General features: G+C 62.4%; 27 protein-coding genes. 14 read left to right on the top strand and 13 right to left on the bottom strand.

The window, feature by feature from the left end; genetic code table 11:
* Positions 1-6: 6 nt before the first annotated feature.
* Both WKV53_RS04265 and rlmB read right to left on the bottom strand, forming a co-directional pair.
* Positions 7-828, bottom strand: coding sequence for a hypothetical protein (locus WKV53_RS04265; RefSeq protein ID WP_341403111.1), 822 nt, complete (start codon positions 826-828; stop codon positions 7-9).
* Positions 825-1418, bottom strand: coding sequence for a 23S rRNA (guanosine(2251)-2'-O)-methyltransferase RlmB (rlmB, locus tag WKV53_RS04260; RefSeq protein ID WP_341403110.1), 594 nt, complete (start codon positions 1416-1418; stop codon positions 825-827). The genes WKV53_RS04265 and rlmB overlap by 4 nt, the downstream gene beginning before the upstream one ends.
* 105 nt (positions 1419-1523) lie before the next feature.
* Here rlmB and WKV53_RS04255 point away from each other — a divergent pair, with 105 nt between their 5' ends.
* Together WKV53_RS04255 and WKV53_RS04250 are read left to right on the top strand one after the other, a co-directional pair.
* Positions 1524-1703, top strand: a complete 180-nt coding sequence (locus tag WKV53_RS04255) for a hypothetical protein (protein ID WP_341403109.1) — start codon at positions 1524-1526, stop codon at positions 1701-1703.
* 3 nt (positions 1704-1706) lie between these two features.
* Positions 1707-2126 carry a type II toxin-antitoxin system VapC family toxin gene (locus WKV53_RS04250; RefSeq protein ID WP_341403108.1) on the top strand — a complete coding sequence of 140 codons (420 nt, stop codon included), beginning with the start codon at positions 1707-1709 and terminating at the stop codon, positions 2124-2126.
* A gap of 33 nt (positions 2127-2159) precedes the next feature.
* Here the strand turns inward: WKV53_RS04250 and WKV53_RS04245 are convergent, their stop codons facing one another.
* The 3 genes from WKV53_RS04245 to WKV53_RS04235 form a co-directional block, all read right to left on the bottom strand.
* Positions 2160-2864: a TetR/AcrR family transcriptional regulator gene (locus WKV53_RS04245; protein ID WP_341403107.1), complete on the bottom strand. Its 705-nt coding sequence runs from the start codon at positions 2862-2864 to the stop codon at positions 2160-2162.
* A 185-nt stretch (positions 2865-3049) separates the two neighbouring features.
* Positions 3050-5812, bottom strand: a complete 2763-nt coding sequence (locus tag WKV53_RS04240) for a purple acid phosphatase family protein (protein WP_341403106.1) — start codon at positions 5810-5812, stop codon at positions 3050-3052.
* Positions 5813-5959: 147 nt separating this feature from the next.
* Positions 5960-7750 (bottom strand): autotransporter outer membrane beta-barrel domain-containing protein, encoded by a 1791-nt coding sequence (locus WKV53_RS04235; RefSeq protein ID WP_341403105.1) that lies wholly within the window; start codon positions 7748-7750, stop codon positions 5960-5962.
* A gap of 254 nt (positions 7751-8004) precedes the next feature.
* On the opposite strand from WKV53_RS04235, the gene WKV53_RS04230 reads away from it, so the two are divergent.
* From WKV53_RS04230 to WKV53_RS04210, 5 genes are all read left to right on the top strand, one after another.
* Positions 8005-9477 carry a tetratricopeptide repeat-containing sulfotransferase family protein gene (locus WKV53_RS04230; RefSeq protein WP_341403104.1) on the top strand — a complete coding sequence of 491 codons (1473 nt, stop codon included), beginning with the start codon at positions 8005-8007 and terminating at the stop codon, positions 9475-9477.
* A gap of 138 nt (positions 9478-9615) precedes the next feature.
* Entirely contained in the window at positions 9616-11484 is a 1869-nt protein-coding gene (locus WKV53_RS04225) for an HAD-IA family hydrolase (protein ID WP_341403103.1), read from the top strand.
* 78 nt (positions 11485-11562) lie between these two features.
* The gene (locus WKV53_RS04220) at positions 11563-12849 is read left to right on the top strand and encodes an NAD(P)/FAD-dependent oxidoreductase (RefSeq protein ID WP_341403102.1); all 1287 of its coding nucleotides are present in this window, start codon (positions 11563-11565) and stop codon (positions 12847-12849) included.
* Positions 12850-12942: 93 nt separating this feature from the next.
* Positions 12943-14247: a hypothetical protein gene (locus WKV53_RS04215; RefSeq protein ID WP_341403101.1), complete on the top strand. Its 1305-nt coding sequence runs from the start codon at positions 12943-12945 to the stop codon at positions 14245-14247.
* Between the two features lie 102 nt (positions 14248-14349).
* Complete coding sequence (locus tag WKV53_RS04210; protein WP_341403100.1) at positions 14350-14715, top strand: hypothetical protein; 366 nt, start codon at positions 14350-14352, stop codon at positions 14713-14715.
* Positions 14716-14724: 9 nt separating this feature from the next.
* On the opposite strand, the gene ptsP is transcribed toward WKV53_RS04210, so the two are convergent.
* Positions 14725-16482, bottom strand: coding sequence for a phosphoenolpyruvate--protein phosphotransferase (gene ptsP, locus WKV53_RS04205; protein ID WP_341403099.1), 1758 nt, complete (start codon positions 16480-16482; stop codon positions 14725-14727).
* 152 nt (positions 16483-16634) lie between these two features.
* Here ptsP and WKV53_RS04200 point away from each other — a divergent pair, with 152 nt between their 5' ends.
* The gene (locus WKV53_RS04200) at positions 16635-16901 is read left to right on the top strand and encodes an HPr family phosphocarrier protein (RefSeq protein ID WP_341403098.1); all 267 of its coding nucleotides are present in this window, start codon (positions 16635-16637) and stop codon (positions 16899-16901) included.
* Between the two features lie 143 nt (positions 16902-17044).
* Here the strand turns inward: WKV53_RS04200 and hprK are convergent, their stop codons facing one another.
* Positions 17045-17998, bottom strand: coding sequence for an HPr(Ser) kinase/phosphatase (gene hprK, locus WKV53_RS04195; RefSeq protein ID WP_341403097.1), 954 nt, complete (start codon positions 17996-17998; stop codon positions 17045-17047).
* Positions 17999-18048: 50 nt separating this feature from the next.
* Positions 18049-19269 carry an OmpP1/FadL family transporter gene (locus WKV53_RS04190; protein ID WP_341403096.1) on the bottom strand — a complete coding sequence of 407 codons (1221 nt, stop codon included), beginning with the start codon at positions 19267-19269 and terminating at the stop codon, positions 18049-18051.
* 159 nt (positions 19270-19428) lie between these two features.
* Between WKV53_RS04190 and WKV53_RS04185 the strand changes: the two genes are divergently transcribed.
* From WKV53_RS04185 to WKV53_RS04170, 4 genes are read left to right on the top strand one after another with little or no spacing between them, the layout of a single operon-like run.
* Positions 19429-19752, top strand: coding sequence for a DUF3817 domain-containing protein (locus tag WKV53_RS04185; RefSeq protein WP_341403095.1), 324 nt, complete (start codon positions 19429-19431; stop codon positions 19750-19752).
* Between the two features lie 34 nt (positions 19753-19786).
* On the top strand, positions 19787-20539 hold the full coding sequence (locus WKV53_RS04180; RefSeq protein ID WP_341403094.1) for an FKBP-type peptidyl-prolyl cis-trans isomerase: 753 nt from the start codon (positions 19787-19789) through the stop codon (positions 20537-20539).
* A 1-nt stretch (position 20540) separates the two neighbouring features.
* Positions 20541-20873 carry a pyrimidine/purine nucleoside phosphorylase gene (ppnP, locus tag WKV53_RS04175; RefSeq protein ID WP_345789629.1) on the top strand — a complete coding sequence of 111 codons (333 nt, stop codon included), beginning with the start codon at positions 20541-20543 and terminating at the stop codon, positions 20871-20873.
* Positions 20874-20907: 34 nt separating this feature from the next.
* Positions 20908-21639 carry a DUF2459 domain-containing protein gene (locus WKV53_RS04170; protein ID WP_341403092.1) on the top strand — a complete coding sequence of 244 codons (732 nt, stop codon included), beginning with the start codon at positions 20908-20910 and terminating at the stop codon, positions 21637-21639.
* 27 nt (positions 21640-21666) lie between these two features.
* Here WKV53_RS04170 and WKV53_RS04165 read toward each other — a convergent pair whose 3' ends face one another.
* Both WKV53_RS04165 and WKV53_RS04160 read right to left on the bottom strand, forming a co-directional pair.
* Positions 21667-22029, bottom strand: a complete 363-nt coding sequence (locus WKV53_RS04165) for a DUF5615 family PIN-like protein (protein ID WP_341403091.1) — start codon at positions 22027-22029, stop codon at positions 21667-21669.
* Positions 22026-22253, bottom strand: a complete 228-nt coding sequence (locus WKV53_RS04160) for a DUF433 domain-containing protein (protein WP_341403090.1) — start codon at positions 22251-22253, stop codon at positions 22026-22028. The genes WKV53_RS04165 and WKV53_RS04160 overlap by 4 nt, the downstream gene beginning before the upstream one ends.
* Positions 22254-22401: 148 nt before the next feature.
* Between WKV53_RS04160 and WKV53_RS04155 the strand changes: the two genes are divergently transcribed.
* Positions 22402-23106 carry an NlpC/P60 family protein gene (locus WKV53_RS04155; RefSeq protein ID WP_341403089.1) on the top strand — a complete coding sequence of 235 codons (705 nt, stop codon included), beginning with the start codon at positions 22402-22404 and terminating at the stop codon, positions 23104-23106.
* A 3-nt stretch (positions 23107-23109) separates the two neighbouring features.
* Here WKV53_RS04155 and WKV53_RS04150 read toward each other — a convergent pair whose 3' ends face one another.
* Positions 23110-23733 carry a YiiX/YebB-like N1pC/P60 family cysteine hydrolase gene (locus WKV53_RS04150; RefSeq protein ID WP_341403088.1) on the bottom strand — a complete coding sequence of 208 codons (624 nt, stop codon included), beginning with the start codon at positions 23731-23733 and terminating at the stop codon, positions 23110-23112.
* A 213-nt stretch (positions 23734-23946) separates the two neighbouring features.
* On the opposite strand from WKV53_RS04150, the gene WKV53_RS04145 reads away from it, so the two are divergent.
* Positions 23947-24378 (top strand): hypothetical protein, encoded by a 432-nt coding sequence (locus WKV53_RS04145; protein ID WP_341403087.1) that lies wholly within the window; start codon positions 23947-23949, stop codon positions 24376-24378.
* Between the two features lie 66 nt (positions 24379-24444).
* On the opposite strand, the gene WKV53_RS04140 is transcribed toward WKV53_RS04145, so the two are convergent.
* Together WKV53_RS04140 and WKV53_RS04135 are read right to left on the bottom strand one after the other, a co-directional pair.
* Complete coding sequence (locus WKV53_RS04140; protein ID WP_341403086.1) at positions 24445-25263, bottom strand: NAD-dependent epimerase/dehydratase family protein; 819 nt, start codon at positions 25261-25263, stop codon at positions 24445-24447.
* A 54-nt stretch (positions 25264-25317) separates the two neighbouring features.
* On the bottom strand, positions 25318-25887 hold the full coding sequence (locus WKV53_RS04135) for an ankyrin repeat domain-containing protein (RefSeq protein WP_341403085.1): 570 nt from the start codon (positions 25885-25887) through the stop codon (positions 25318-25320).
* Positions 25888-25905: the final 18 nt, after the last annotated feature.

Genomic DNA, 25905 nt, shown 5'->3' with positions numbered 1-25905 from the left:
GACCCATTAGAGACCCGGCGCTTCCTGCTGCAGGCGCCATACGCCGCGGAGTTCGCCGAGCTGGTAGTCCCGCCCGCTTTCGTCGACCCGGCCGCAGCGGAGCTGATGTCCATCGAAGTCCGCCCACAAGGCGGGGCAGGGATTCATGAAGGCGCCGAGGTTGATCACCAGCCGGCCGCGCTTGTGCCAGATGCCGGCGCGGTGGAAGTGGCCCTTGATGATGATCTCGGCCTTCGGAAAATAGCGTTCGGCAAAGGCTGCCGCCGCATCGGCCTGGGTGGTCCAGACCCGGATCATCTGGAAGGCCCGGGTCGGTGGACTGATGGCATCGAGTGCGCGGTTCCACAGTTTTTTGCCCTTCGGGTACTCGCGGGCGCGGAGCAGGATCGCCATCTCGCGGGCAAGCACGATGCGGGCGGCGGGATCGTTGACCGCGGCCTGGTGGCGGGCCCAGAGCTCGGCCACTTCCGGCTGCTGGGTCAGCGCTTCACGACTCCATGGGGAGCCATCTTCAAAGAGCGAATCGCCGTGGATGACGAGGATCCGCCCGCCCGCAAGCTCGGCCCAGCCGGTGCCGGGCCAGCCAGGATCATGATTGCCGGGGAGAAAGACGGGCTGGGCTCCTTCCTCGGCGCAGATCCGCTTGAGGTCCTTCAGCATCTCGGCCGATCGCTCGAAAAAGAGTCGCGCCAGCTCCTGCCAGGTATCGCCATTGAAAATCACCGTGCCTGCCCCGGCGATGAGCGGCCGCAAGCTTTCCGACGACTCAATGCGGGACACACGGTGGCCCAGATGCAGGTCGGAAAGGATGCGGATGGGGTAGGTCATGCCTTCGCGAGGGACCGCTGGCGGACGGCTTCGAAGAGGCAGACGCCGGCGGAAACGGAGACATTGAGGCACTCCACCTTGCCCGCCATCGGGATCTTGGCGAGGAAGTCGCAGTTTTCCTCGGTGAGACGCCGCATGCCCTTTTCCTCGGCGCCGAGGATGAGGGCGAGCGGGCCCTTCAGATCGAGATCGTAGATCAGCTTGTCGGTGTGATCGGTGGTGCCGACCAGCCACAGCCCGGCCTTCTTCAGGTGCTCCATGGTCCGCGCGAGATTCGTGACCTGGACGAAGGGGACGTGATCGGCGGCACCGACGGAAATGCGGCGGACCGTTTCGGTGATGCCGACGGCCTTGTCTTTCGGTGCGACGACGGCATGCACGCCTGCGCCGTCCGCGGTGCGCAGGATGGCACCGAGATTGTGCGGGTCCTGCACGCAGTCGAGGATCAGGATGAAAGGCTCCTTTTTCTCCGCGATGAGCCGCATGAGGTCGTCCTCGTCGAGGGACGGGACTTCCTTGTTGGACTGCTCGTCGGGACGCTTGGCGTGGCGGTTCTCCCGGGCTTCATGCTCGCGGCGGCGCGGTTTCATGGGCGGGAGCTTGGGAGGCGTGGCGGAATCGGGCAAGTCATCCGGCAAGGAAGCGCCGCCGAAATCGGGATTGTTCAGCCAGTCGAGGGAGGCTAGATTTGGAACATGGCATCGACGCTATCCACCAGGCTTGCCGAGCTGGAGCAAAAGGTTGCCGCCTTGAGTGACAAGGTGGAGCAATCCAAGGACTGGCGTACCGCTGTGGGAAAGCTCCGGGACACGAAGCTCAATCGGGAAGCTGACGAGGTTGCACGGCAGATCCGGGCGTCTGGAGAGGAGCCCTGAGCCGTGCTCATTCTCGACACCAATCACCTGACCGAGCTGGGATACAAGAGCCGGGCCGGAGTTCGGCTTGAGCGCCGTCTGATCGAGTCGGGCGAAGAGGTGGTAACCACCATCGTGTCGATAGAAGAGCAGCTGCGCGGATGGTTGGCGTTGATTGGCAAGCAGGCCGACGTGCACCGGCAGATCGAAGCTTATACCGCCCTGGGCGAAAGGCTGGAGTTCCTTTCTTGCTTCAAGGTTCTGACTTGGGACAAGCCTTCCGCGGACCTCTTCAAGGATTTCAGGACCCGTGGAATCCGGATTGGAACGATGGATCTGAAGATTGCCAGCATTGCCATGGCCAACGATGCCGTGCTGCTTACGCGCAATCTGGTCGATTTCGAAAGGGTCCCCGCTCTCCGCTACGAGAACTGGTTGGATTGATTCCGCTTGGTGTCCTGTTGGACAAGACCGCCGTTAGAACGGGAACTCCACCTGCGGTCCCTGAGGCTTGGTCTCCTCGGACGCGGCGTCTTCGCTGCCTTGGCGCATGCCGGCGGAGGCGAAGCGGATGAAGCGTGAAAGCGTCTGCTCCATGGTCGGATTGCCAGCTTCGCCAGCGGACATGCGCTGGAGCTTCTCGCCATGGGCCATGGTGTGGATCATGGAGCCGGACATGAGGTGCATGCGCCACCAGATGTCGTCCGCGGCCAAGCCGGGAAGGGTCTTGGCAATCGCCTTGAAGAAGCGCGTCGACATGGTGATGAAGAGCTGATCGACGACTGGAGGCATGTCGCAGCCGTGGCCGAACATGCGGCCCATCAGCTTGAAGAAGATCTTTTCGGAAAGCTCCGAGCGGCGCACCTGGGTGGCGAAGGGGCGGATAAACGCGTCGAGGATTTCCTCGATCGGCACCGGCTTGCCGGCGGCGCGGCGCTCAAGCGCCTCGAGACGGGCGAGGCGCTCTTCATTGACCGGATTGATGTAGCGGGTCAGCACCACGGCGATGAGGCCCTCGCGGCTGCCGAAGTGATAATTCACCGCGGCCACGTTGGCTCCGGCCTTGGTGGTGATGTCGCGCACGGACACGCGGTCAAAGCCCTCGTCGGCGAACAATTCCTCCGCGGCTTCGATCAAACGCTGCTTGGTGGCGACCTTTGAATCTCCTGCAACTGCGCTCATGCGGGCAACCTTGTGCCGGTCCCCCGGTGTGTCAAACGATTGATTAAACGGGTGGACCGGTGATTTACGTAATGGCTTGGAAGGGCTGGATTTGCGAGCTTGTGAAAGTTTTCACAAGCGGTTAGAGGGGCTTCAGAAAGCCCTCGGAAGCCAAATCAAAATGACGGGAGGGGGCGGTGACGGCCTCACTCATCGGTCACGCGGAAAAAGCAGGTGGGCTGGGTGGCCCGGTCCACCGGGACCAGTTCCTCGTGGCTGCTACCGGTGGCGGTCACGGTGCGGACGTCGGTCCAGCCGGTGGTGAGGCCCGTGCTCTTCTGGATCCTGTAGGTTTTCCCTGATTCGGACTTCCAGCGCAGGCGCATCTGGTTTCCCTCGAGGCTGGCCTGCTCGAACTCAAGGGGTGGCTTTCCCAGCACGGTGAAGGTGACGCGGTTCGAGACTTCCGTGTAAGAGTCATTCGTGAACATGGCCGCGAAGTAGTTCCCCGGCGGGAGGTCTGGGAGGTGGAAGTTCACGCTGCCGGAGGCGGCGCCGGCGAAGTAGAGGTAGGCGGTGAGGACGTTCACGCCGGGGGTCTCGCCTTCCTTGAAGATGCCGATCCAGTCCTTGGCGATGCCAGGGCCATCGCTGAAGTGGACAGTGAAGTCGCTGCCTTGGGAGACCTGCGCCGATTCCATGCTGACGGAGGAAATCAGGGAGCCGACGGAGAACGGCACGCGGGTGCTGATCTCCTGATAGCCATCATTCACCATGAAGACGGCGTAGTAGTAGCCCTTCGCGAGGCCGGTGAAATCGCGGAAGCCGGAGGCGGCCGCGGCGTAGCTCCACTTCGCGGCCACATTGGGCGCGGGATTCGTGCCGACCTTGAAGATGCCGATCCAATCCTTGGTGCCAGCGGGTGAGTTGGTGAAGTTGATGCGTGCGGTTTCGCCTTCGTCGTATGCATCCTCGCCGGGAGTCATCGTCACCATGTTGCCGACATAGAAGGACACGCGCGGTGCGAGCTCGGTGTAACCGTCCGCGGTGAAGAAGGCCGCGAACCACTCGCCGACCGGCAGGTCGTAGGTGAAGTTTAGCGAGCCATTGCGGATCGCCGTCGCGGGGGCGGTGGTGCTGTTGTTTAGGTAGGACCAGGTGGTGGAATTTGAGGAGCCGGGAGATTGGCCCTTCTTGTAGATGCCGATCCAGTCCTTCACGTGGCCCGCGCCGTTTTCGAAGGCGACGGAGAAGTTCTCGGTCGGTGGGTAGACGGACTTCTGGAGCGTGAGCTTCGGATCCGCGGTCACGCTGCCGGTGACGGTGAAGCTCACGACATCCGACCAGGGGGACCACAGGGTGTTGGTATCGCGATGGCGAACGCGGGCCTGGTAGGTGCCATTCGGCAGGCCGGAGGTGGCAATGGTGAACTTCAGGATGTCCACGCCAGCATTGGTATTCACCGGTTCGTAGAGCGGCGAGCCGGTGTCGCCGTACATGTTTTCCACGTCGCGGATCTGGTCGATCTTGAGATTGGTGAAGGCGGCGTCGGCGGCGACCTGGAACCAGGTGCTGTTCATCGCCTCGCCGCTGGTGGTCTGGTAGGGCGTGCTGGTGAGTTGGACGGGGAGCGTGACAGGGGCGCTGAAGGTATTGGTCAACGCTGGCTTCTGCGGCGTGGCGGTGACGTTGAGCTTGCGCGAGAATTGGTCGATCAACCGGCTGTTGTAGGACCAACGGGTGGCGGTGGGGAAGCGGACGTTGGCTTCGGCGAAGCAGCGGACGTCCATGGTCTTGGCATCGAGATCGAACTCGATCAGCTGCCACGCCCAGTTGGCGATGGTCTTCTGGACATCGTCGTAATTCGACTCGTTCGACTGGCCCCAGTATTGGTCCCAGGCGCTGCCGCCGGAGATGATGTGGTAAACGGGCCACTGTCGAGTTTGCCCGCGTGCGTAGAGGTGGTGGTGGGCACCGATGTTCAGGACGTGTTTCTGCGTCTGGGCGAAGACCGGCATCGCCGTATTCCGCATCCAGCTGGAGATGTCGCCGATGTATTGCTCTGCCTGATAGGGCCGGTGGCAGAGGCTGATCATCCAATCGAGGCCCGGTGCTGCATTGGCGGCGTTGACGAGGTTCTGCACCCAGGTCGTCTGTGCGGTGGTGGTGTGCTCGCTGGATGCGTGGACGAAGGCGATGTTTGCGAGCTGATAGGCGTAGTAGACCTCGGGATCGGGACTGGTGACGCCGAGGCAGCTCAGGTCATCGTAGTTGAAGACCGCCTTGTAATTCGCGAGGCCGGGATCGCTGTAGGTCTCGTGATTGCCGATCGTGGTCATGATCGGCACGCTGGGTGAGATCCAGCCGCAGAACTTGAAGTGGAGGTGGCGGTAGTGCTCCAGCGTGCCGACATCGACCTGATCACCGGGCAGGAGCACCAGGTCGATGGCTTCCTCAATCGGCACGCCATAGAGGTCCTCGACTTTCTTCTTTGCGCGCTCGACCAAACGCTCGTAGCGGCGCTGCTCGGGATCGATGATCTGGTTGTCACCGATGACCAGCACGCGGAACCTTCCCGTGGCCGTGCCGATGGCTTTCGGCGTGCGGAAACGGAAGATCTCCGAGGTGACATTTTCAGTACGAGCCCTGTAGTAGTAATAGGTATTCGGCTGAAGCCCGGTGAGCCGCACGCTATGGTAGCAGTAATTCGTGCCCATCACGTTCACCGTGCCGCTGACGGTCTGCGTCAGGGCAGCGGCGGAGGTGCCGAAGTCGACGTAGGTCTGGGTGTCGGCATCGCTCCACCAGGAGACCCAGATCGAGTCGGGCCGCGGGGTCTGGAGATAGGGCCGCAAGCCGGCCGGGATGCCTTGGAAATCGAAATTGATCGCACCAAGGGCCCAACGGGGTCGGAAGGCAAAGGCGACGGCACCCGTGGCGGAGAGACGAAGGAACTGGGAACGATTCACGGCTAAAGCGTGCGGTAGGATTTCAATGTTGCGGAGAGGGCGAATTCGCCGGATAGACGGGCATTTTCGAAGAATGGGCCGCTCCGTTGGAGCGGAGCGGCCCGGTTAACCTCGACCCGTGAAGATGTCCTATGCCGATGGCGCTGTTCAGGGAGCAGCCGGCACTTCTTCGATCTGATAGAAGCGGCGGGTTGGAGTGCCCGACCCGAAGGTTTCGGTGAACTCCGTGGTGTCATCCCCGTCGGACGGCAGCGCGGTGCCCACTTCATCCCAGTCGACCAGCGGATCGCCCTGCAGGTGATCCGAAGCATAGACGTTGTAGGTGACGTCGGCTTTGGATTTCCACACCAAGGTCACCGCGTTTTCCGTCTTGGTGATCGATGTGACTTGGAGCGGTTCTTCCACCGGCGGCGGGCTCACGACGCTGAAGATGAGCGGACCTTGTGCCATCACATAGCCATCGTTGAGCAACAGCACGGCATAGTAATTCCCCACCGGCATGGTGAAGGTCATCGAGCCATTGGCTGGTCCGACTCCCGCGGTTTTGGTGCCATTGAGATAGTTCCAAGCGTCCGAGTATTCGTTGCTGCCGCCGGGGGTTTCGCCAATGGCATAGATGCCGATCCAGTCGGTGGCTCCGCCGGCAGCGCCGGTCCAGGTGACGGTGATCTGCTGTCCGTCTTCAACCGATGCCGAGCTGACAGAGAATGCGGCCGTATTCGAGTTTTCCCGAAGCACACGCGTGGTGGCAACCAGCGGGCTTCCATTTGCCGAGAGGGTGTAGGTGGTGGAAGGGTTGGGCACGACGACTGTCTTCGAGCCGAGGCCGGTTTCCGGATCGGTGTCGGCGGTCACGTCGATGGAGGAAACGCCATTTGACAGGCTGACTGATGCGCCGACGGGCTGGACACTCCAGCTCAGGGTGACCTCGTAGGCGGGCGCTACGGCGACGCGGGTATTGGAATCCCGGGTGAGGCTGAGGGCCTTGCCCGCCTCAATGGTCAGCTGGGTCTGCAGGTCACCATTCAAGGTGAGCGTGTAAGTGGTCGCGGCCGTGGGATTCACGAAGAACATTCCAACACCGCTCTCCGTGTCGGTATCGGGCTTCACATCGACCGGACCGCTGCCGCTATTGAGCGTCAAGGTGGAGATCTGGGCGGGATTCTGGATGGTCCAGTTGAGATAGAAGCCCTGGCCATCGACCGCGGGCTGGTCGCTGGTGAAGGTTTGTAGATTGGCAGCATTCGAGGAGAACGTGACGTTGTCCATCATCCCGTAGTAGTCGTCCGGAGTGGGTGCGGTTCCGACCATCGCGTACTTGGATTGGGTATCACCGCCGAGCTGGACCCCGATGATCTTGCCGGCATCCGCGGCAGTCGCGGTGTAGGTCAGGGTCACCGTTCTGAAGCCGGTGTTGCCTGACGAGACGGTGACGATGTGGTCGTTGGGAATATTGCCACCGTTGGCCACGGACTGGGCGGTGAATTCGTCGCTGAACCAATGGTCCGAGGCAACGACGGTGTTGGCGCCGGTGAATGCCAGCGACCACATGACATTGGAGGTGGTCTTGTAGGTGGACGAACCGAAGATATCCATGCTCACCGTGTAGGTGACGCCCGCGACGAAAGTATTGCCCGCTCCGGAGAGGTTCTGCCGGACGGCGCCGACTTCGAGCGTGGTGGCGAAGGTGGAGTCAGTCGGGTAGGCTCCTCCGAAGTAGCTGGTCGTCCATCCGTTGCCGCCGTTGGTGCCTCCGCGGATCTTGCCGGTGGTCGCGCCGGGTGGTGTGCCCGCGGTGGACCAGTAGTTGGCCTGATTGCTGGTGGCGGTGGCGAAGTTGCCATTCATCAGGTTCGCGGCCACCAGTGATTGAACGAGGCCAAAGCCCGCGGCGCCGAGCACGGCGAGTCGGAAGAACTTCGGGATGTGGATTTTCATGAGGTCGATTTGGGAGTGTTGAAACGAGGGAGGTCTGAAAGGGCTGCAAGATCGGTTGATCCCAGACGCACCGATTCGCATTGTTACCGACCGGGCCGTCTCCGGTAGTGGGGTTTTCGACGGGTGAGGGGGCAATTTCGCCGCGAGCGCGGGTCGCAGGTGACGAGCGGACCACGGGATGACGATTCGCCTTGCCCGCACCCGAATTGGCGGGGAAGCGTCTGTCCCATGTCGAACTCCCGCTCCTCGACGCGATGAGCCAGAAAGCCATCCGGCTATGGCAGCGCCAGCACTTTGACGAAGCGCTGCGGGAGTTCCGGCTCGGTGCCGCCAAGGCTCGCGGTGCGGTGGCGTGGATCGACTATGCGCATGCCCTCGCGCTCTCGTGGCAAGGGCGGCGGGCTGTTGAGGCTTTTGAACGAGGTCGCCGGATTGGTCCGCAGGGAGCGGTCGACAAGTCAGCCGCGGACCGATTCCTCGGCTTGGGGCGCTTCGATCTAGCAGCGGCGTTCCTGGAACGGATTCGCGACCGTGGTGATGCTGAAGCGCGCCATGCGCTCGGGCTCGCGGAGTGCCTCGAACGTGCGGGCAAAATCGACGAGTCTGCCGAGGCGCTCGATGCTGCCTTGGGGCGCTTCGGCCCACTGCCTGAACTCCGGATCTTTCGTGCGAAGCACCTGAGGCGTCTCGGTGAAACGGAGGAGGCGCTGGCTCTTCTTGATACCGTGATCGCCGATGGCCGCCTAGTGGGCCGGCCAGCCAGTTCCGTTCACTATGAACGCGCCGCTTGCTTGGAAAAGCTGGGACGTTTCCCGGAAGTCTTCCCGGCCTTGCGACAAGCGAAGCAACCGTTGATCGCGGCTCATCAGGAGATGGTGGCGCAAAGCACCCGCGCGCTCCATCGACTGAGGGACGAGGTCTCCAAGCTGACGCGTGATCAGGTGCGCGGCTGGAGAGAGAAGCCGGCGGGCAGACCGCTTTGCCTGATGACAGGTTTTCCCCGCTCAGGCACCACGTTGCTAGAGGTCATTCTCGACAGTCATGAAGGCGTGATGACTTCAAGTGAGGCGCCGATCTTCAGCGACTTCGTCCTCACACCCGAATGCGACGAGCAGGATGGGAGCTTTCCTGCACTCTTTGACGGTCCCAAAGCGAAAGCACTGGCGGCACGCTACTGGAACTATCAGGAAGGCAATCTCGGCGAGCCGGGAGGGCGTTTGTTGGTCGACAAGAATCCCGCGCTGACGCCGATCCTGCATTACTTCATGAACGTCTTTGGTGGCAGCCGCCTGCTGTTCTGCCTGCGGGAACCCAGGGACGTGATGATCTCGTGCTACCTGCAGGATCTGCCGGTAGGGAAGGTTTCGGTCCAGTTCTTCGAGTGGCGCACTTGCTGGGAGTTCTTCCAGATCACGATGGAAATCTGGCTGCGGATCCGCGAGCTGCTCGACGGGGATTTCCTGGAAGTGCGCTACGAGGATCTCGTGCGCGACCACTCGCGCACGATGCGGGGAGTGATCGATCATCTCGGGCTGGAGTGGTCAGACCGGATTCCGGAATACCTTCAGCGGAAGGAAGGAGTGCAGGTTTTCTCACCCACCTATGCTGATGTCCGGGCTCCGATCCATGGCGCGGCGGTCCAGCGATGGACGAACCACGAGCAGCACTTCGGCGGTCCGGATGAGGTGCCCTTGGAGCATCCGCTATTCCGGGACTTGGGATACTGATCCAAGTGGCGAGGAGGCGGTGGCAAAATCGACGGACTCGTGGGGGATTTCGCCAGAATCCGGCTCTGCGGGGTTTCAAGATTGACGATTCTATCTTAGCCGTTGGTTTGCTTGTATGGCATGGCAATCGCACCTCCCATGAACCGGAAAATCGTCGGCATCCGCTTCCCCCAATGGTCGGCGGTCGGCCCGGGAACCCTCGGCGGCGTGGTCGATTTCATGCGCGGCCACGAGGCGTGGAGGTTGATCACCGAGAACGACTCCTTCGGCGAAATGGAAGCGGTGAAAATCGACGCGGAGTGGCGCGGCGATGGCCTGATCCTTTTCCGCGCCACCGAACGCGAGCTTGCCAGCTATCGCGCCCGCGGCACGGCGGTGGTGCTTACCAGCACCGAGGGTCCTGATCTCGGTTATCCGCGGGTGGTGCCGGACAATGCCGAGATCGGGCGGCTTGCGGCCCTTCACCTCATCGAGTGCCAGTTGCCGCACTTTGGCTTCCTTGCTCGCGGCGAAACGTTCTACCGCGAGGAGCAATTCGCCCCCGGTCTTCGTGTTTATGCCCGCCAGCGGCTAAAGGGGTTCCGTGCAGGTTTGTTAGAATATGGGCATGAGCCGGTGGTCCACTACTTGCGAGGTCGTCCACTGTGGGAGGCTCACGGCTGGCGTGAGGTGCAGACGGAGGTCATGGCCTTCCTTGAAAGTCTTCCGCAGCCTTGTGGCTTGTTTGTCGCGGACGATTCGCTCGCTGCGGTGGTGCTGCGCGCGGCGGACATGTTAGGCCGTCGGGTTCCAGAGCAACTGGCGGTGATCGGCTACGGTGACGATCCCAATTACTGCTTCTCGACCTTTCCGGCGCTCAGCAGCATCGAGCACCCCGCTCATGAGATTGGCCGTCAGGCTGCGGAACTTTTACGGCGGCAAATGGCAGGAGAGGCGGTGGAGCCCGGCTCTTCGATTGTGCCGGTGAACCGGGTGATCACGCGCGAATCCAGCGACATGCTGGCGATTGCTCATCCGGAAATCCGCGAGCTGGTCCGGCACATCCGCTTGCGGGCACCGCATGAGGCGGTTCGCGTGGCCGAGCTGGCTGATCTCACCACGCTTTCGATGACGACGATCAAAGAGCGCTTCGCAGTCTCGCTTGGTCATGGGCCGAAGGAGGAGATCCAGCGGGTGCGGGTACGGTATCTGAAGCATCTGTTGGGCGATCCGGCGCTCACGCTCGTCGAGATCGCGCGGCGGATGCAATTCGGGTCCGCGCACGAGCTGAGCCGCTTTTTCCTGGCGGAGACCGGGCAACGACCGAGCGACTTTCGCTCCAGCTTGGAGTCCGGTGCAACCCATGTAGCGGAACGAGCCGTGGTCTTCGACATGGATGGCACGCTTTTCGATACCGAACCCGTGTATTGCGAGGCCTACCGGCAGGCGTTCGCCCGCCAAGGGGGGGAACTGACGCATGAGGAGTACTTCCGCGAGCTGATTGGCCGGTCGAATGACGACATCGAGGGTTATCTCGCCGCGAAGGCTCCGGCGGGTTTCAACCTGACCGGCTTTCGCAGCGGCTGGCGGGAGGAATGGAAAAACCTGGTGACCAAGGAGCCGCCGGTACCTTCGCCAGGGGTCACGGCCTTGCTTGAGGAAATTCTGGAAGCAGGGGTGCCGATTGCCCTCGCGAGTTCCAGCGACCGGGCGGACATCGACCTTTGCCTTCAAGCTTCGGGGCTGGACCGCTATTTTCCGATCCGCGCTTCGGGGGACGAAGTGGCCGCTGGCAAGCCTGCGCCGGATCTTTACCTGCTGGCGTGCCGGCGATTGGGAATTGGGCCGACCCGCTGTCTGGCGATCGAGGATAGCCGTCATGGGGTCGCCGCCGCCTTGGCTGCCGGGTTGGCGGTGGCACAGGTGCTTCCGAATGGAGGCACGGCCCGCGAGGGGGTCAGGGGTGTGAAAAGCCTGACGGAATTGCTAGGTGGGGAGTGGCAGGGTTTGATTTCTGTAAATTGTTGATTGATAGTGCAATGCGAGCTTGTGAAAATTTTCACAAGCTCCGGTTGCAATCTGCTAGGAAGCTGCGAGCTTTGCGGCATGGCAGCCACAAGCAAAGGGGTAAGCCGGGTATTGATCATCGGAGGAGGCTTCGCAGGCCTTGAATGCGCACGGACGCTGGCCGGAGATTCCCGCTTCTCCGTGACGCTGGTGGACCGGACCAATCACCACCTTTTCCAGCCGCTGCTTTATCAGGTGGCGACGGCCTCGCTGGCCGCGCCGGACATTGCGCGATCGATCCGGCAGATCTTGGCGGATGCGCCGAATGTGACGGTGCTAATGGATGAAATCACCGCGCTCGACCCGGTGGCGAAGACCGCCACTGGAGCTTCGGGGACGCACTATGAGTTCGACTATCTGCTCCTCGCCGCCGGGGCCCGGACGTCGTTCTTCGGGAAAACGGAGTGGGCAAAGTATACGCTCGGCTTGAAATCGCTGGCCGATGCACAGGCGGTCCGCCGCACGGTGCTGTCGAATTTGGAGGCCGCGGAACTTACCGACGACGAAGCGGAGCGCACGCGTCTCATGACCGTGGCCATCGTGGGTGGCGGGCCGACCGGGGTCGAGCTGTCGGGGGCCTTTGCTGACTTGGTCCATCGCTCGTTGAGGTCGAATTTCCGGCGGATTGATACCTCGAAGCTGCGGGTGGTGCTGATCGAAGGATCGGCACGGGTGCTGGAGGCCTTCGACGAGGACCAGAGCGAATATGCCCGCCAGCGCTTAAAGACGCTGGGTGTGGAAGTTTGGACGGGGATGCGGGTCGATGACGTCCAGGAGGGTCGGCTGCATTTCACCGATGGCACCCAGTTGGAGGCCGAGGCGATCATCTGGGCCGCCGGGGTGGAGGCGAATCCGCTTACCGCCATGCTCGGCGTGCCGCTGGCCGACCGGGCCGGGCGGGTGACTCCGAATCTGGACCTGTCGCTGCCGGGACTGCCGAACATATTCGTGGCCGGTGACCTGGTGCGGATGAAGGACGGAGATGACAAGCCGGTCCCCGGTCTCGCCCCGGCGGCGTCGCAGATGGGTCGGCATGTGGCCAAGCTGCTGAAAGCAGAGGCGGACGGGCGTCCACGGGACAACTTCTACTACTTCGACAAGGGATTCATGGCCATCATCGGCAAGAACCACGCGGTGGTGAAGGCGGGGAAAATGCGGATGCGGGGCTTCCTGGCCTGGTGCGCGTGGTTGTTCATCCACATCGCGTTCCTGATCGGGTTCCGGAACCGGCTGTCGGTGCTGCTTGGCTGGGCCTTCGCCTACCTGCGGGACAACCCGGAGGCCCGGATCATCGTGCATCCGCCCGGGGTGACGCCGAATCGTTAGCCGGATCCGCTGGAATAGGAGGGCATTCGGTGCTCTCTTGTGGCTGTCGACAGACGAATTCCGCGTCTGGCGGCGTTTATCCTTCAATTCTCCATGAGTTCGAAAAATCGCAACCTGACCCTCGCGGGCGTCGTTATCGTGGCCAGCGCCGGAGCCTTTGTCGCCGGTCGCATGACTGCCCCTGGTGCCGACGCAAGCGCCTCAGGCGAAAAGGGTAGCGCCGGTTTGTCGGGCAAGGTTTCGGACCGGGGTGGTATTGGAGAGTCAGGCGAGGCCGGGTCTTCCCGCCGCAGCTTGGCCGAGCGGGTCGCCGCCAACAAGAGCACCGCGGTCAAGGGCGAGGAAGCTCTGGCGAAGATGGAAGCGCTGATGCGCACCACCGACCCGATCGAGCGCAGTAAGGCGTGGCTGGATTTCGTCAATTCGATCGACCCGAACGAGTTCGAGTCGGTCGTGGCGTCTTTCCGCTCGCTCGGCATGACCGACACCCGGATGACCGAGTATTCTATGCTGCTGAGCGCGTGGGCGAAAAAGGACCCGATGCAGGCGCTGGAATATGCCAAGGCGAACACCGGAAACCGTTTCGCCCGCAATACCATTCTCACGGCTTGGGCGGCCTACGATCCGGACGGCGCCATCCGCTGGGCCGAGCAAAATCACCAAACCAAAGAGGGCGAAGGAAACCCGTGGATGATCGGCGTTATCCAGGGACTCGCCGCCAGCGATCCGGCGCGTGCGTCGCAGCTCCTGGCTGGGATGACGATGTCCGAAGAGCGCGGCGAAGCTCTCAGTGTGCTGCTGCCGACGATCCTGGCCCAAGGTTCTGACGCTGCGAAGGCGTGGGCCGATGGAATGGCCGACGAGTCGCTGAAGCAGGGTGCCATGAGCCGCATCGCCGAAACACTGGCGGCCAAGGATCCAGCCGGTATGGCCGCGTGGCTGATGCAGAACCCGGGCGAAGCTGCCGATCGCTCGATGGACAACGTGATTTCCGCCTGGATGGAAAAGGACAAGGATGCTGCCGTGGCCTACTACAAGGGGCTGCCTGCCGGCGATGTCCGCACCAATGCCCTGCGTGGCGTGGCCAACAGCATGGCGATGACGGATCCCCGCGCCGCCGCGGATTTCCTGGATGCCCATGCCAGCGATGCGAACGACCGCGTTTACGAGCAGTTCGTGTGGAACTCCTTCGGCGAGGCCCCGGACATCGCGGTGAACTACATCAGCAAGCTCACCAATGAGGATCAGCAGTCGCGGCTGTACGGCCGCATGCTAGATGGCTGGCTGCGTAAAGATTACAACACCGCCTCGCAGTGGATCAGCCAGAATTCGCTGCCGACGAATGTGGCCGAGCGGATTCAGAAGCGCATGCAGGACATGCAGCAGCGGCAGCAGTGATCGACCAGGGCAGCGCGGGATTGCCTTCGCTGGATTGATGCGGTTCGTTGAGGCATGGGTTTCAAATGGTTTCCCCGCTTTCTCGTCGTCATTTCGCTTTTTTTGGCGGGAGTTACGTGCGGCTTCGAACCCTCGGGGCCTCCGCCTGACAAGACGCTGGAGTGGACTTTCCTACATGTTTCCAACCGGACGATTCCGATCCTCAATCTCGACCAATCCTCGCTGGAGGAGGCGGTGGATTTTCTGAACACCGCTGACATCCCGAAAGACTATCGGGTGGAGATCGACGCTGAAGGTTTCGGAGAAAAATCGAACCGAAAGATCACCCTCAAGCGCGAGGGGAAGACCTTGCTCGAGGTGCTGATTGAAGTGGCCGGGCAGGCCGATGCGAATCTGGTTTTCAGCCCGGGACGAATCTCGCTGGTTCCTCGTCGGGACGGGAAAGGCGCTACCAAAGCTCCGCGCTGAAGACGTGAATCAGTCCAGTAGCTCCGGATAATACTTCCGGGCCAAGCCGACGGTGGCATTCATGATCTCCGGGCTCAGCGGTGTCTTGAGCGCTTCATCGGCCATGGCCACGCACTCGGAGTGGCTGAGTGCGCGGATGGCGCGGCGGACGCGCGGGACTTGATGCGGGCCGACCGAGAGTTCCTCGACGCCGAGGCCTAACATCAGCGGCGTAAGCCGGATATCGCCGGCCATTTCCCCGCAGACACCGGTCCAAATGCCGGCGTTCACCGCCGCATTGACAGTCTGCTTGATGAGGCGGACTACGGCTGGATGGGTGGGCCGGTAAAGCTCGGCGACGTGGTGATTCACCCGGTCCACCGCGACGGTGTACTGGATGAGGTCATTGGTGCCGATGGAGAAGAAATCGACTTCCGGAGCAATCAGGTCGGCGATGATGGCGGCGCTGGGGACCTCGATCATCACGCCGGTCTCGAGCATTTCATCAAAGGGGACACCCTGGTGGGCCAGCTCGTCCATGCACTCCTTGAGATAGTTCTTGGCGCGACGGACCTCGCCGAGGCCGGATACGAGCGGGAACATCACAGCGAGCTTGCCATGGGCGCTGGCGCGCAGGATGGCGCGGAGCTGCTCCTTGAACATGCCGGGCCGGTCGAGCGAGACGCGAATGCCGCGCCAGCCGAGGAAGGGATTTGGCTCCGGTTCGGTGAGCGGTTCCACCGGCAGCTTGTCCCCGCCGGCATCCAGCGTGCGGATGATGACGGGGTGGGGAGCCAGAGCCTTGGCGAGCCGCGTGTAGGCTTCCGACTGCTCCAGTTCGCCCGGCATTTCCTCGCCGTCCAGCAGCAGGAACTCGGTGCGGTAGAGACCCACGCCCTTCGCGCCGCTGTTTTGCACGAACGCGATTTCGTCGATGAACTCGATATTGGAGGAAAGCGTGATCGCCCGCCCATCGGTCGTGGTGGTGTCCTCGTCGCGCTGGGATTCGAGGTCGAGGCGGACCTTTTCCTTGCGGTCTTGGATCTCCCGGTAGCGGGCGAGTGTTTCCTCGGACGGGTGGAGGATCAGGCGGCCGGTGTAGCCGTCGAGGATTGCCGGGGTGAGCGTGCGGATGTCGAGGACGGCGTCCTCGATGCCGACGATGGCCGGGAGGCCGAGCGAGCGGGCGAGGATGGCGGTGTGAGAGTTCACGCTGCCGAGCTCGGTCGCGAAGCCGAGGACGTGGCGGCGATTGATCGCGGCGGTGTCCGACGGAGAGAGATCGTAGGCGACGAGGATGTGCTGCCCGTCCGGCTCGGTATGGCGCGGTGTTTCCTCCTCGCGGAAATTCCGCAGCACGCGTTGGCAGACGTCTTCCAAGTCGGCGGTGCGCTCGCGCAGGTAGGGGTCCGGGACCCGGCGCATCGCTTCCAGGAAATGCTGCATCACCGCGTAGAAGGCAAACTCGGCATTCTGGCGGCGGGTGGAGATGGCTTCGGCGACGCGGTCAAGCATGGCGCGGTCTTCCAGCACCATCAGGTGGGCCTCGAAGATCCGGCTCTCCTCCTCGCCGGAGATCGCCTTGATGCGCTCCTGCAATTCATCGAGCTGCCCCTTGGTTTCCTCCAAGGCGGCCTTGAAACGCTCCTGCTCGGCGGGGATGTCCTTTTCGGAAATCTCGTAGACCTCAGGGGCGGAGAAGCCGCGGGCGACCACATGCACCGGGCCGATTCCGATCCCCGGTGAGACGGGGGTGCCTTGAAGCACGGTTTCCTGTTTGTCGGCCATCGGCGTTTCTGCACGCATGCTGTGAGGCCGGGGCCATCCTTCAAAGAATAAAAATCAGGTCCAGGAGCCCTCAACCCCTGCGAGCTGCAAAAAAATCCCTTGGAAGGATGGGGGGCAACCTCCTAGGCTCCGCCCGTCCCGAACGACCACCCATGGCGCAGCGCGAATTTACCATCCAGAACAAGCTCGGTATCCACGCCCGTCCCGCGGCTCAGTTCGTGAAAACGGCCAGCCGTTTTTCGTCGGAAGTGCGCGTCGAAAAGGACGGCGAGGAAGTCGATGGCAAGAGCATCATGGGTCTCATGATGCTGGCCGCCGGCCATGGATCGGTCATTAGCGTGGCCGCCGATGGCTCCGACGCTGATGCCGCGCTGGATGCGCTGGCAGACCTGATCGGGCGGAAGTTTGAGGAGGAGTGAGGCGGCTGGAGGCCGAATCATCAATCTTCCAATCACCAATCGAAGTGTTTGGAAGAATATTGGGCCTGCCGGCAAAGGCGGCGCGCCGCGCTGTGAAGAGCGCTTTCTGATGGTTCCGCTTTCGCGTTTGGCGACAGCCTCTCCTACACCTCTCCTGCCATGTGGCGGAGCAGGCGCTGGTTGAACTCGTCGGCCATGTTGTAGCCGAGGCGGCGGAGCTGCTGGTCCAGCGCGGCGATGGCGACCATGCGCGCGGTATCGCGGCCGGGGGCGACGGGGACTTCGACGTGGGGGACCTGCTGGCCGAGGATTTCGTAGGACTTCGGCTGGAGGCCGAGGCGGTCGATTTCGTTCTGGTCGGCGTGGGCGATCAGGGTGACGACGAGATCGAGGCGCTTTTCCGGGCGGATGGAGGCGAGGCCGTAGAGGTTGGCGACATTGACGATGCCGATGCCGCGGATTTCCAGATAGCCACGGGAAAGGGCGGGGGCGGAGGCGTTGAGCTCGCCGCCGACGAGTTTGATGCGGACCATGTCATCGGCGACCAGCGCGCCGCCGCGTTCGATCAGGCCGATGGCGGTCTCGCTCTTGCCAGCACCGCTCTTGCCGATGATGAGCACGCCGATGCCTCGCAGGTCGACCATGCAGCCGTGCATGGTGACGTTTGGCGCGAACTCGTGCTCCAGCCGCAGGGTGGCGGCATTGAGGAATTTCATGGTCACCAGCGTGGTGCCAAAGACCGGGATGCGGTGCTCTGCCGCGATCTGCATGTGCTCCTCGGCCAGCGTGGCACCGCGGGAAATGACAATGCCCGGGATGTCCCGCTCGCACATGCGGCGGAAGCGCTCGGCGCTCATCTGCGGGGTGAGCTTTTTCAGGTAGGAGATTTCGGAATTCCCCAGCACCTGGATGCGCTTCTTGGCGAAGTAGCTGAAGAAGCCGGCCAGCGCGAGGCCGGGGCGGTTTGGCGCGGGCTCGCTGATCGGGCGCTCGAAGCCGTGCTTTTCCCCTAACAGCGTCAATGACAGGGCCGCAGCGTGGCGCTCGAAAAACTCTCCAATGGTGATCGAGGCCGTTTGCTTGACGCGGGGTGTCATTCGAAGATGAGGCTACGGCTTATAGCTTCGCATGGCGATGGCAAAAGCGGTCAGAACCCTGCCGAAATGCCGAGCGAGACGACATCGCCGCTGCCGGTGGCCTTGCCTTGGAAGACGCCCGTGGCAGCGCTGCCGTCGGTGATGAAGACATCGTCCGCGAAAATGTGGGTGTAGCCGAAGTCGAGCGTCCAGCAGGGCGAGAATTCCCAGGAGAAGCCGGCGCTGAGCCAGAGGCGGTCGGCGTCCGGGATGCGCAGCGTGAGGTTCGCATCGCTCACCGGCGCGTGGTCGTAGGCAACGCCGGCGCGGAAGGTCCATGTCTCGCTGGCCCGCCAAGTGGTGCCGACGGCGAAGCGCCATGAATCCTTCCAATTCTCCTGGGTGGCCGGCGGCTGGGCGGGCGCGCCGGCGATGTGTGGCGCGAGTTGCTGGAAGGCGCTCCAGTCGGTCCACATGATGTCGCCGTGGATGGACCAGTCGGCGAAATCGTGAACTGCGCTGAATTCCACGCTCGCCGGTAGTTCGACGGCGAGGGTCGCCGGGCCATTGAAGGCCGGGATCGCGGAGACGGCGCGGCCTTCCAGTTCGAGATCGATCTTCGAGCGGTAGTGCAGGCCGAAGCGGGTGCTTTCCGTCGCCTCGAACAGCACGCCGAGGTTGTAGCCGTGTCCCCAGTCGTCACCGGCTAAATCCAGTGCAGGCTGGGTCGCGGGGAAGCTCGAAATGAGGGTACCGTCTCCGTGGAGTGCGTCATAGCCGGCACCGACGGACCACTGCTCGTTGATCCGCCAAGCGAGTGAGGGATTGAGATTGATGGAAACGAGCTCGCTGAAATCGGCGACCGTCCGAGCGGGGAAGGCGAGGGGGTAGTCGGACTTGAGCCCGAAGGTGGTGTAGGCGCCGAAGCCAAGGCTGAGGTGGTCGTTGAGGCGCTTGGCGAGATAGAGGTAGGGAAGGTAGGCGTCGTCGGAGACGTTGCCCGCGGGGGCAGGAATCACCGTGCCTGGTGGCGCGGGCGCTGGCGGGGAGTAGGTCCCATTGACCTCCACATCCGGGAAGATCCCGCTGGCGCCGATGGCGAAGGACCATTCGTCTTCTAACAAGACTATGCCCGCTGGGTTCGAGGCGATCACGGTGGCGTCATCGCCAATCGCCGCTTCACCGGAGAAGGCCCGGCCGAGGCCGGCGGCGGAGCGCTCTTGAAGCTGGAACCCAGCGCCAAGAGCGGAATCGAGCAGGGCCAGGGAGAAGACAGCGATGCGGTGTTTCATGGAAGGGTCGGGACGTATTTTGCAACGATCCCCCAAGTTTTAAACATGGGGGCCATCCGGAGACAAGAAAGGCTGACAATAAGTTCCAAGGGGCCGGACGATGTCTGGTGCCGCCGTGCAGTTGACCATTGGTCCGTCCGCTGCTCCCTTCGGCGCGTCATGAGTGCTCCCGATTTTCGCGATCCCATCGGCCGCATCCGTCTCGTGGGGATGGTGGAGGCGGTGTCCTTCCTGATTCTGATTGGGTGCTCGGTGGCGAAGCGCGTCGCCGACATGCCGCTTGGGGTAAAGGTCTTCGGCCCGATTCACGGAGCGCTCTTTATGCTCCTGCTGTATTTGATTTTCCAGGCGTGGGGCGACCGGCTGCTCACCAAACGGCAGGCCGTGCTGGCCGGAGTGATGTCGATCGTGCCTTTTGGTCCGTTTTGGATGGATCGCCGTCTGGCCGAAACTGCGACACAATCGGGGGATTCGGTGGATTGACAGGGAGGGGCTACGGCCCAACCCTCCGGCCGCCATGCCCGCCGCTCCTGCCGACGTAGCCGCCCCGCCCGCCGATGCCATCACGAGCCCCACGGGCTTGGCCTCGAAACTCCTCCAAGCCGGCTCCGGCACGGAAAAGCCGGGACCGGCTGACACGGTGACGGTCCACTACTCGGGCTGGACGACGGATGGCCGGCAGTTCGACAGCTCCGTCGACCGCGGTAAAACGATTTCCTTCCCGCTCGATGGCGTGATCGCCGGCTGGACCGAGGGCCTGCAGCTCATGGTGACCGGTGAGAAGCGCCGCTTCTGGATTCCGGGCAACCTTGCCTACGGCGAAAACCCGCGTGCGGGTGCGCCGAAGGGCATGCTGGTGTTCGACGTGGAGCTCTTCGACATCAAGAAGGCTCCCGAGCCGCCGCCGGTCCCGGAAGACGTGGCCGCGCCGCCGGCCGATGCGATCAAGACCGCGAGCGGCCTTGCTTCCAAGGTACTCTCGCCCGGCAATGGCAGCCGCCATCCGAAGGCGACCGACCGGGTGGAAGTGCACTACTCCGGCTGGACCACCGACGGCAGGCTTTTCGATAGCTCGGTCGTCCGCGGTGAATCGATCGACTTTCCGCTCAATGGCGTGATCCCCGGCTGGACCGAAGGCGTGCAGCTCATGGTAGGCGGTGAAAAGCGCCGCTTCTGGATCCCCGCGAACCTCGCCTACGGCAACAATCCGCCTCCCGGAGCTCCTGCCGGCATGCTGGTCTTCGACGTGGAGCTCCTCGATATTCTCTGACATGAACATGGAACCTTCCTCTTTTGCCAACGTCACCGTCTCGACCAAGGCCAACGTCTATTTCGACGGCAAGGTCGTCTCCCACTCCCTGATCCTCGCAGACGGCCGCAAGAAGTCGCTCGGGGTGATCTTCCCGGGTGAATATCACTTCGGCACCGGCGAGCCGGAGGTGATGGAGATCACTGCGGGTGCGTGCGAGGTGGTGCTGGATGGCACCAGCGAGACGCTCACGATTTCCGCTGGCAACTCGTTCGACGTGGCCGGCAACAGCGGCTTCACCATCCGCGTGGCCGGCGAGCCTTGCGAATACATCTGCTCCTTCGGCACGCCTTGATCCGGGCGGCCGGGGAGGCTATGCCGCGCCCGCCATGTCGTTGTTTCGTTTCGTCTCGCTGCTGCCGGTGATTTTGCTGGCGTCCTGCACCCTGCATTTGCCGGTGCCGGAGGTTTCGCGGCAGCGTGTCGAAACGCGTTCGATGCCGGTCGCCGCTTCGGCGGACACGGTGCCGATCTACCTGCTCTCCGATAACCTTCACACGGGCCTGGTTTTCGATCTGAAGTGGCTCGTGGAGAGCGGCTATGTGAAGCCGCATGAGACCGGCGATCACAAGTGGGTCAACATGAGCTGGGGTGAGGAGACCGCTTACGTGCAGGAGCGCTGGTTGAATCCTTATCAGGTCTTTCGCGCGCTTTGTACGCCATCGCCGTCGGTGATGGAGATCATTCCCTTCGATTGGAAGGTGGAGCAGGTCTGCCATCATCAGAAGGTCTTGATTGCGGATGTCCCTCGCTCGGCGGGGCCGGCGCTTGCGGCCTTCCTCAATGGCTGCGCAGCGAAGCGAGCGGATGGCACTCCGGAAACGATCGCTCCTTCAAGCTGGGGAAATGGCCGCCTGATCCGCTGCCCGAAGAATTACTCCTACTACTTCCCTCGTATTTGCAACGTCTGGACCGCGCAGTCGCTGCAAAGCTGCGGCTACTCGATCAAGACGCGGTCGGCTTTGTCCGCCAGTGGTCTCGTTCGGCAGGCGTCGTCGCCGCAGAATGGATTTGTGAAGATTTGGGATCCGGCGACGGATGAGTCGAAGGTGGTGAGGTGACGGGAGCGGTTCCTTGGATTGAGCAACTCAGGGCAAGGGAGGAAACGCGATCCACGTGGAGTCGCGGAGTTGGAAGCACCGGTTCTCGAACGAACCTTCTTCGATCCGTGCAAGCAGCCACTTCAATCGGGATAATATTGCGTTCCGGTTCGGCTGCCTGAGGGCGATCACCACGACTCCAGCATGCGTATCGAACAGGTGGGGAATGGTGTGGAAGAAGTCGCGGTCAGTTGTCAGCAGTACCGCGCCGTAGGCCTGAGCTTTGACGAAGACCGACGAATCTTCGATTCCTTCCTCGGCAGTTCCCCGAAAGTCGAAAACCTCGTGGCCCGCTTCTTCCAGAAAGCTCGCAGCCGCTTTCGGAAAATTCTCGTCGAGGAGAAACCTCATGCGACTGCTTCGTAGCCCGACATCTGATAGTCAGAGAGCCGGCTGGCAAACTCAAGAGCAGCAGCGATGTCTTCTGCAGTGATCGAAGGGTAGTCTTCAAGGACCACCTCAATGGAATCGCCGCCGCTTAGAGCGCCCAGAATGGTCGACACGAGGACACGTGTGCCCCTGATCACGGGCTTGCCGTGACAAACCGTTGGGCTGATCTGAAGTCGGGGATTCACAAGAGAAGACTGCCACGAATCCCGCGTGGATCAAGCCAGCGATTTGAAACACCATCCCGGCTGGGGCCTGAATGGAGCCGCGGTGAATTCTCGGTGAAGCTTCGGATGAGTCTGGAGCGAGCTGGCGTGCCCATATGATGCTGCCGGGATGTCACGGAAGTTCTCCAGCAGGCTGGTTCTTTATGCCGGTGCCTTGGCGGCTTACTTGCTTTGGCAGCCGCTGCACAATGGTTGGCTGCGCTATGGCTTGCCGGTGATGGTGGTGGCGGTGTGGGTGGGCTTGCTGATGCTGGCGTGGGATCGGAAGAAGTGGCGGCTCGCGTTGCTGTGTCTTCCTTTGCTGGTGGCGTTGCCGTTTGTGATGCCGGGACGGGAACTGGATCGTGGCAGGCTGACAGAGCGCTATTTGGCATCGATGCGTGGCTTCGTAGGGACGCGTTATGTGTGGGGTGGCGAAGGTGGTCGCGGCATCGATTGCTCCGGCTTGCCGAGGCGGGCCTTGCGGGATGCTTTGCTTGATCAGGCAATCCGCGGCAATGGACGCGCTGCCCGGATGTGGATCGAGCAGTGGTGGTATGACACCAGTGCCTTGGCGATGAAGGAGGGCTATCGTGGCTTCACCCGTCCGGTCGGTATCGCCGGTCCCTTATGGGAACTGGATCCAGCATTGATGCAGCCGGGAGACCTCGCCGTGACTCGCGGTGGTAATCACGTGATGATCCACCTCGGCGGCGGCGATTGGATCCAGGCTGATCCGGGACCCGGCAAGGTGATCACGGGGCGGCCGGATCAGGTCGATAACCCGTGGTTCCGTTCGATCGTCTCGATCCATCGCTGGACGGCTCTTGAGTGACCGTCAGTCCGCCGAGAACACGAGGGTCAGCTCCTTGGCCTTGGCGAGGTCGCGCGGGGTGATCATCTCACGATCGAGGGGCAAGTGTCCTTGACCCTCGATTGCCTCGATCACTGGCTTGTAGGGTTTCCAATTCAAGCTGCCGAGGATGACGGTTTCGCCGAGTTCCTTGCCAGTGGCAGCTTTCCATCCGCGCCAGATGAGCTCGGAACAATAGATGGCCTCGTCGTCGAAGCGGTAGTGGGGGTCGTAGGGTTTGCCTAGGTCCCTGCGCATGGCGGCGAGGGCTGCGGGCACGTGCTTGCGGTTTGATTCGTCGAGGCGATACGCCCAGACTTTTCCGCCGCGGCCACGGGAGACGTATTCTGTTAGCGGGGTGATCTTCACCGGCCCGATGGCCTCCATGACTTTCCACGATCCTTCTTCTTGGAAGACCATGCCGCAGTGCGAATAGGGGGAGTTGGTCGAGCCTTCGATGGCATCGACCAGATCCATGCCTGCGGGATTCGGCAAGGATTGGAAGAGGATGTCACCTTCGGCCGGCTGGTAGGTGGCGCTTTTCTTGGATTTGCCGCCGGTGCCACAGGAAGCGAATGCGAGAACCAAGACGTAGAGGAGCCGGAGCATATGCCAACACGATGACCGCGGTGATGCATCTCGCCAAGTCAGATGGAGATGGAAAGGAGGGTTTTGCCTGTCGGTGGATGCGGTTTGCACGATTTGAACAGCGCCCGAATCGCCCAAGGCGTTGAAAATGAGTGAGGAGGAAAGTGGTTCGCCATGTGCGAAAACGTTGGCGAGGAGGCCCAAGGCGGCTTCCCGAAACAACCCATGATTACCATGAGAGTTCTAGCAATTCCCCTCGCCATCGTCATGCCCTTCGTCTTCACACAGTGTGAGAAGGTGGAAAGCAAAGCCGACATGTCTTTTGCCAAGAATACCTTCGAAGCGCTGGCTCGCGGCGATGCCAAGGCCCGTTCGGCGATTGATTGGGGGACCTTGGAAGCGATGGGACAGAATGTGGGGGCGGCGTATGTGCTGATTCCTTCGGAAACGGAGAAAGCGAAATTTGAGGAGGCTTTCGTCACCCAGTTTGCCGCTTCGTTCCGCCAAGCCGGTGGCACTCCCGACCAGTTCGCGAATTGGCGGGTTTCCCATCATGACGATCTCAAAACGGAAGTGGCCGCGGATTCCAACGGCGGCACCGTGACCATCACCGTGACGGAGCGCGACGGTAAGGAGCGCGTTTCCGGACTCGGCTTCATCCGCTGATGCGAGTGCACCTGCGGTGGAGTGCCATGACAGAGCAGGGGCCGGTCTCTTCCACGGAGGCCGGCCTCACAGCGTGGGGGCGATCGCAATGACGGCGTCGAGGAATGAGGGGAAGCGAGGTTCCCAGCCGAGGGAGCGGAGCTTGGCATTTGAGACGCGCTTGTGGGTCCAGCCGCGCTTGCGATCGGGGTCACGGGGGCCGGTGGGAGGAAGAGGCCGGGAGAAGATGCTACTAAGACTCTCGTAGCACTCGCGCTGGGTGAGCGAACGAGAGTCGGAGAGGTTGAAGAGTTGGGAGCGATGGGTGGAGAGGTGAGAAGAAATGCAGAGGATCGCGGCGGAGGCGTCGTCGCGGTAGATTTGATTCAGATAGCGTCGTCCATCTTCCTCGATCACCGCTTCGCCGGAGAGGAACTTTTTCAGGATGACGCTGCGCTGCGGGCCATAGATGCCGGAGAGTCGCGCGACGATGCCACCGCGGGAGAGCACGAGGTCTTCGGTTTCGCGAAGGGTCTTGCCGGTTTCGCGATCGGGCTCGGCGGGGCTTTCCTCGGTGACTTCCGAGCCATCGACCTGGGCGTAGACGGAAGTGCTGGAGGTGAAGAGGAGAGGGACGCCGGGGAAGCGGTCTAACAAGTGTCGGCAGCCACCGAGGTAAACGGCGCGATAGGCTTCCGGGCCGCCACGGCCGGACGAGGCGCAGTGGACGATGAAGTCCGGCTGCACATTCAAGGAGGAGACGTCCTCTGCTGAGGAAAGGTCGCAGGCCAGGCTGCCATCGTCGCCGGATCTGGAAAGCGCCGTGACTTCCCATCCCGCTGCAAGGAAGTCGCGAGAGATTGCTTGGCCGAGGTAGCCGTGACCGCAGAGAAGGAGATGGGGCATGGGGCTAGGCGCAAGGCTATGCGCGCCCAGAGGTGTGGAGCAAGCGATCCCGTATCAAGCGCAGTGCTCCGGGATCGATCCCTCGAATTCACCGAAGAGCAGGCTGCGGAGGATGGTGTTGTCGCGCAGGTGCCAGCTCGCCCAGGTAAGGGGCGAGTCGCCGTTGGTGTCTCTGGTGCTTTTGTCCGCACCGGCGGCAATCAAGGCGGTGATCATGTCCACATCACCGTAGGCGGCGGCGCGGTGAAGAGCGGTCTCGCCGCGAGCGCGGATGTCGCGGGCGAAGCAGAGTGTCGCAACGCCAGGGACTGTTTGCCGGTTCACATCGGCTCCCGCGGCGATCAAAGCCTTGACGATGCGAGTGCGTTGCGGACTGCCGGCCTTCGTGATCACCTGATGCAGGACGGTCTCACCGCTTGGAGCTGCCGTTGCATCGGGGTCAGCGCCAGCTTCCAGAAGAAGGTCGCAGGCTGCGGCTTGGCCATTGTAGGCAGCGGCTTCGAGCGGGCTGCTGCTGTTGAAGCTGCGGCCACTGATCGCAGCGCCTTTTTGAAGGCATTCCTGGATTGCGAGAAGATCGCCGTCCCAAGCGGCATTCCATAAGGTTTCTTCGGGGGAGGGCATGAGGAGGGAGCTGTCAGG

It is taken from the genome of Luteolibacter sp. Y139 (assembly GCF_038066715.1).
GTDB classification, from domain to species: domain Bacteria; phylum Verrucomicrobiota; class Verrucomicrobiia; order Verrucomicrobiales; family Akkermansiaceae; genus Haloferula; species Haloferula soli.
The sequence above is the reverse complement of the archived record's forward strand: the minus strand, read 5'-3'. Positions and strand labels throughout refer to the sequence as shown.

What these genes read in the sequence shown, in the direction of transcription:
- WKV53_RS04265 (WP_341403111.1), bottom strand. Translation starts at nt 828, where the DNA reads ATGACCTACCCCATCCGCATCCTTTCCGACCTGCATCTGGGCCACCGT.
- rlmB (WP_341403110.1), bottom strand. Translation starts at nt 1,418, where the DNA reads ATGAAACCGCGCCGCCGCGAGCATGAAGCCCGGGAGAACCGCCACGCC.
- WKV53_RS04255 (WP_341403109.1), top strand. Translation starts at nt 1,524, where the DNA reads ATGGCATCGACGCTATCCACCAGGCTTGCCGAGCTGGAGCAAAAGGTT.
- WKV53_RS04245 (WP_341403107.1), bottom strand. Translation starts at nt 2,864, where the DNA reads ATGAGCGCAGTTGCAGGAGATTCAAAGGTCGCCACCAAGCAGCGTTTG.
- WKV53_RS04235 (WP_341403105.1), bottom strand. Translation starts at nt 7,750, where the DNA reads ATGAAAATCCACATCCCGAAGTTCTTCCGACTCGCCGTGCTCGGCGCC.
- WKV53_RS04230 (WP_341403104.1), top strand. Translation starts at nt 8,005, where the DNA reads ATGAGCCAGAAAGCCATCCGGCTATGGCAGCGCCAGCACTTTGACGAA.
- WKV53_RS04225 (WP_341403103.1), top strand. Translation starts at nt 9,616, where the DNA reads ATGAACCGGAAAATCGTCGGCATCCGCTTCCCCCAATGGTCGGCGGTC.
- WKV53_RS04220 (WP_341403102.1), top strand. Translation starts at nt 11,563, where the DNA reads ATGGCAGCCACAAGCAAAGGGGTAAGCCGGGTATTGATCATCGGAGGA.
- WKV53_RS04215 (WP_341403101.1), top strand. Translation starts at nt 12,943, where the DNA reads ATGAGTTCGAAAAATCGCAACCTGACCCTCGCGGGCGTCGTTATCGTG.
- ptsP (WP_341403099.1), bottom strand. Translation starts at nt 16,482, where the DNA reads ATGGCCGACAAACAGGAAACCGTGCTTCAAGGCACCCCCGTCTCACCG.
- WKV53_RS04200 (WP_341403098.1), top strand. Translation starts at nt 16,635, where the DNA reads ATGGCGCAGCGCGAATTTACCATCCAGAACAAGCTCGGTATCCACGCC.
- hprK (WP_341403097.1), bottom strand. Translation starts at nt 17,998, where the DNA reads ATGACACCCCGCGTCAAGCAAACGGCCTCGATCACCATTGGAGAGTTT.
- WKV53_RS04190 (WP_341403096.1), bottom strand. Translation starts at nt 19,269, where the DNA reads ATGAAACACCGCATCGCTGTCTTCTCCCTGGCCCTGCTCGATTCCGCT.
- WKV53_RS04185 (WP_341403095.1), top strand. Translation starts at nt 19,429, where the DNA reads ATGAGTGCTCCCGATTTTCGCGATCCCATCGGCCGCATCCGTCTCGTG.
- WKV53_RS04180 (WP_341403094.1), top strand. Translation starts at nt 19,787, where the DNA reads ATGCCCGCCGCTCCTGCCGACGTAGCCGCCCCGCCCGCCGATGCCATC.
- ppnP (WP_345789629.1), top strand. Translation starts at nt 20,541, where the DNA reads ATGAACATGGAACCTTCCTCTTTTGCCAACGTCACCGTCTCGACCAAG.
- WKV53_RS04170 (WP_341403092.1), top strand. Translation starts at nt 20,908, where the DNA reads ATGTCGTTGTTTCGTTTCGTCTCGCTGCTGCCGGTGATTTTGCTGGCG.
- WKV53_RS04165 (WP_341403091.1), bottom strand. Translation starts at nt 22,029, where the DNA reads ATGAGGTTTCTCCTCGACGAGAATTTTCCGAAAGCGGCTGCGAGCTTT.
- WKV53_RS04155 (WP_341403089.1), top strand. Translation starts at nt 22,402, where the DNA reads ATGTCACGGAAGTTCTCCAGCAGGCTGGTTCTTTATGCCGGTGCCTTG.
- WKV53_RS04150 (WP_341403088.1), bottom strand. Translation starts at nt 23,733, where the DNA reads ATGCTCCGGCTCCTCTACGTCTTGGTTCTCGCATTCGCTTCCTGTGGC.
- WKV53_RS04145 (WP_341403087.1), top strand. Translation starts at nt 23,947, where the DNA reads ATGAGAGTTCTAGCAATTCCCCTCGCCATCGTCATGCCCTTCGTCTTC.
- WKV53_RS04140 (WP_341403086.1), bottom strand. Translation starts at nt 25,263, where the DNA reads ATGCCCCATCTCCTTCTCTGCGGTCACGGCTACCTCGGCCAAGCAATC.
- WKV53_RS04135 (WP_341403085.1), bottom strand. Translation starts at nt 25,887, where the DNA reads ATGCCCTCCCCCGAAGAAACCTTATGGAATGCCGCTTGGGACGGCGAT.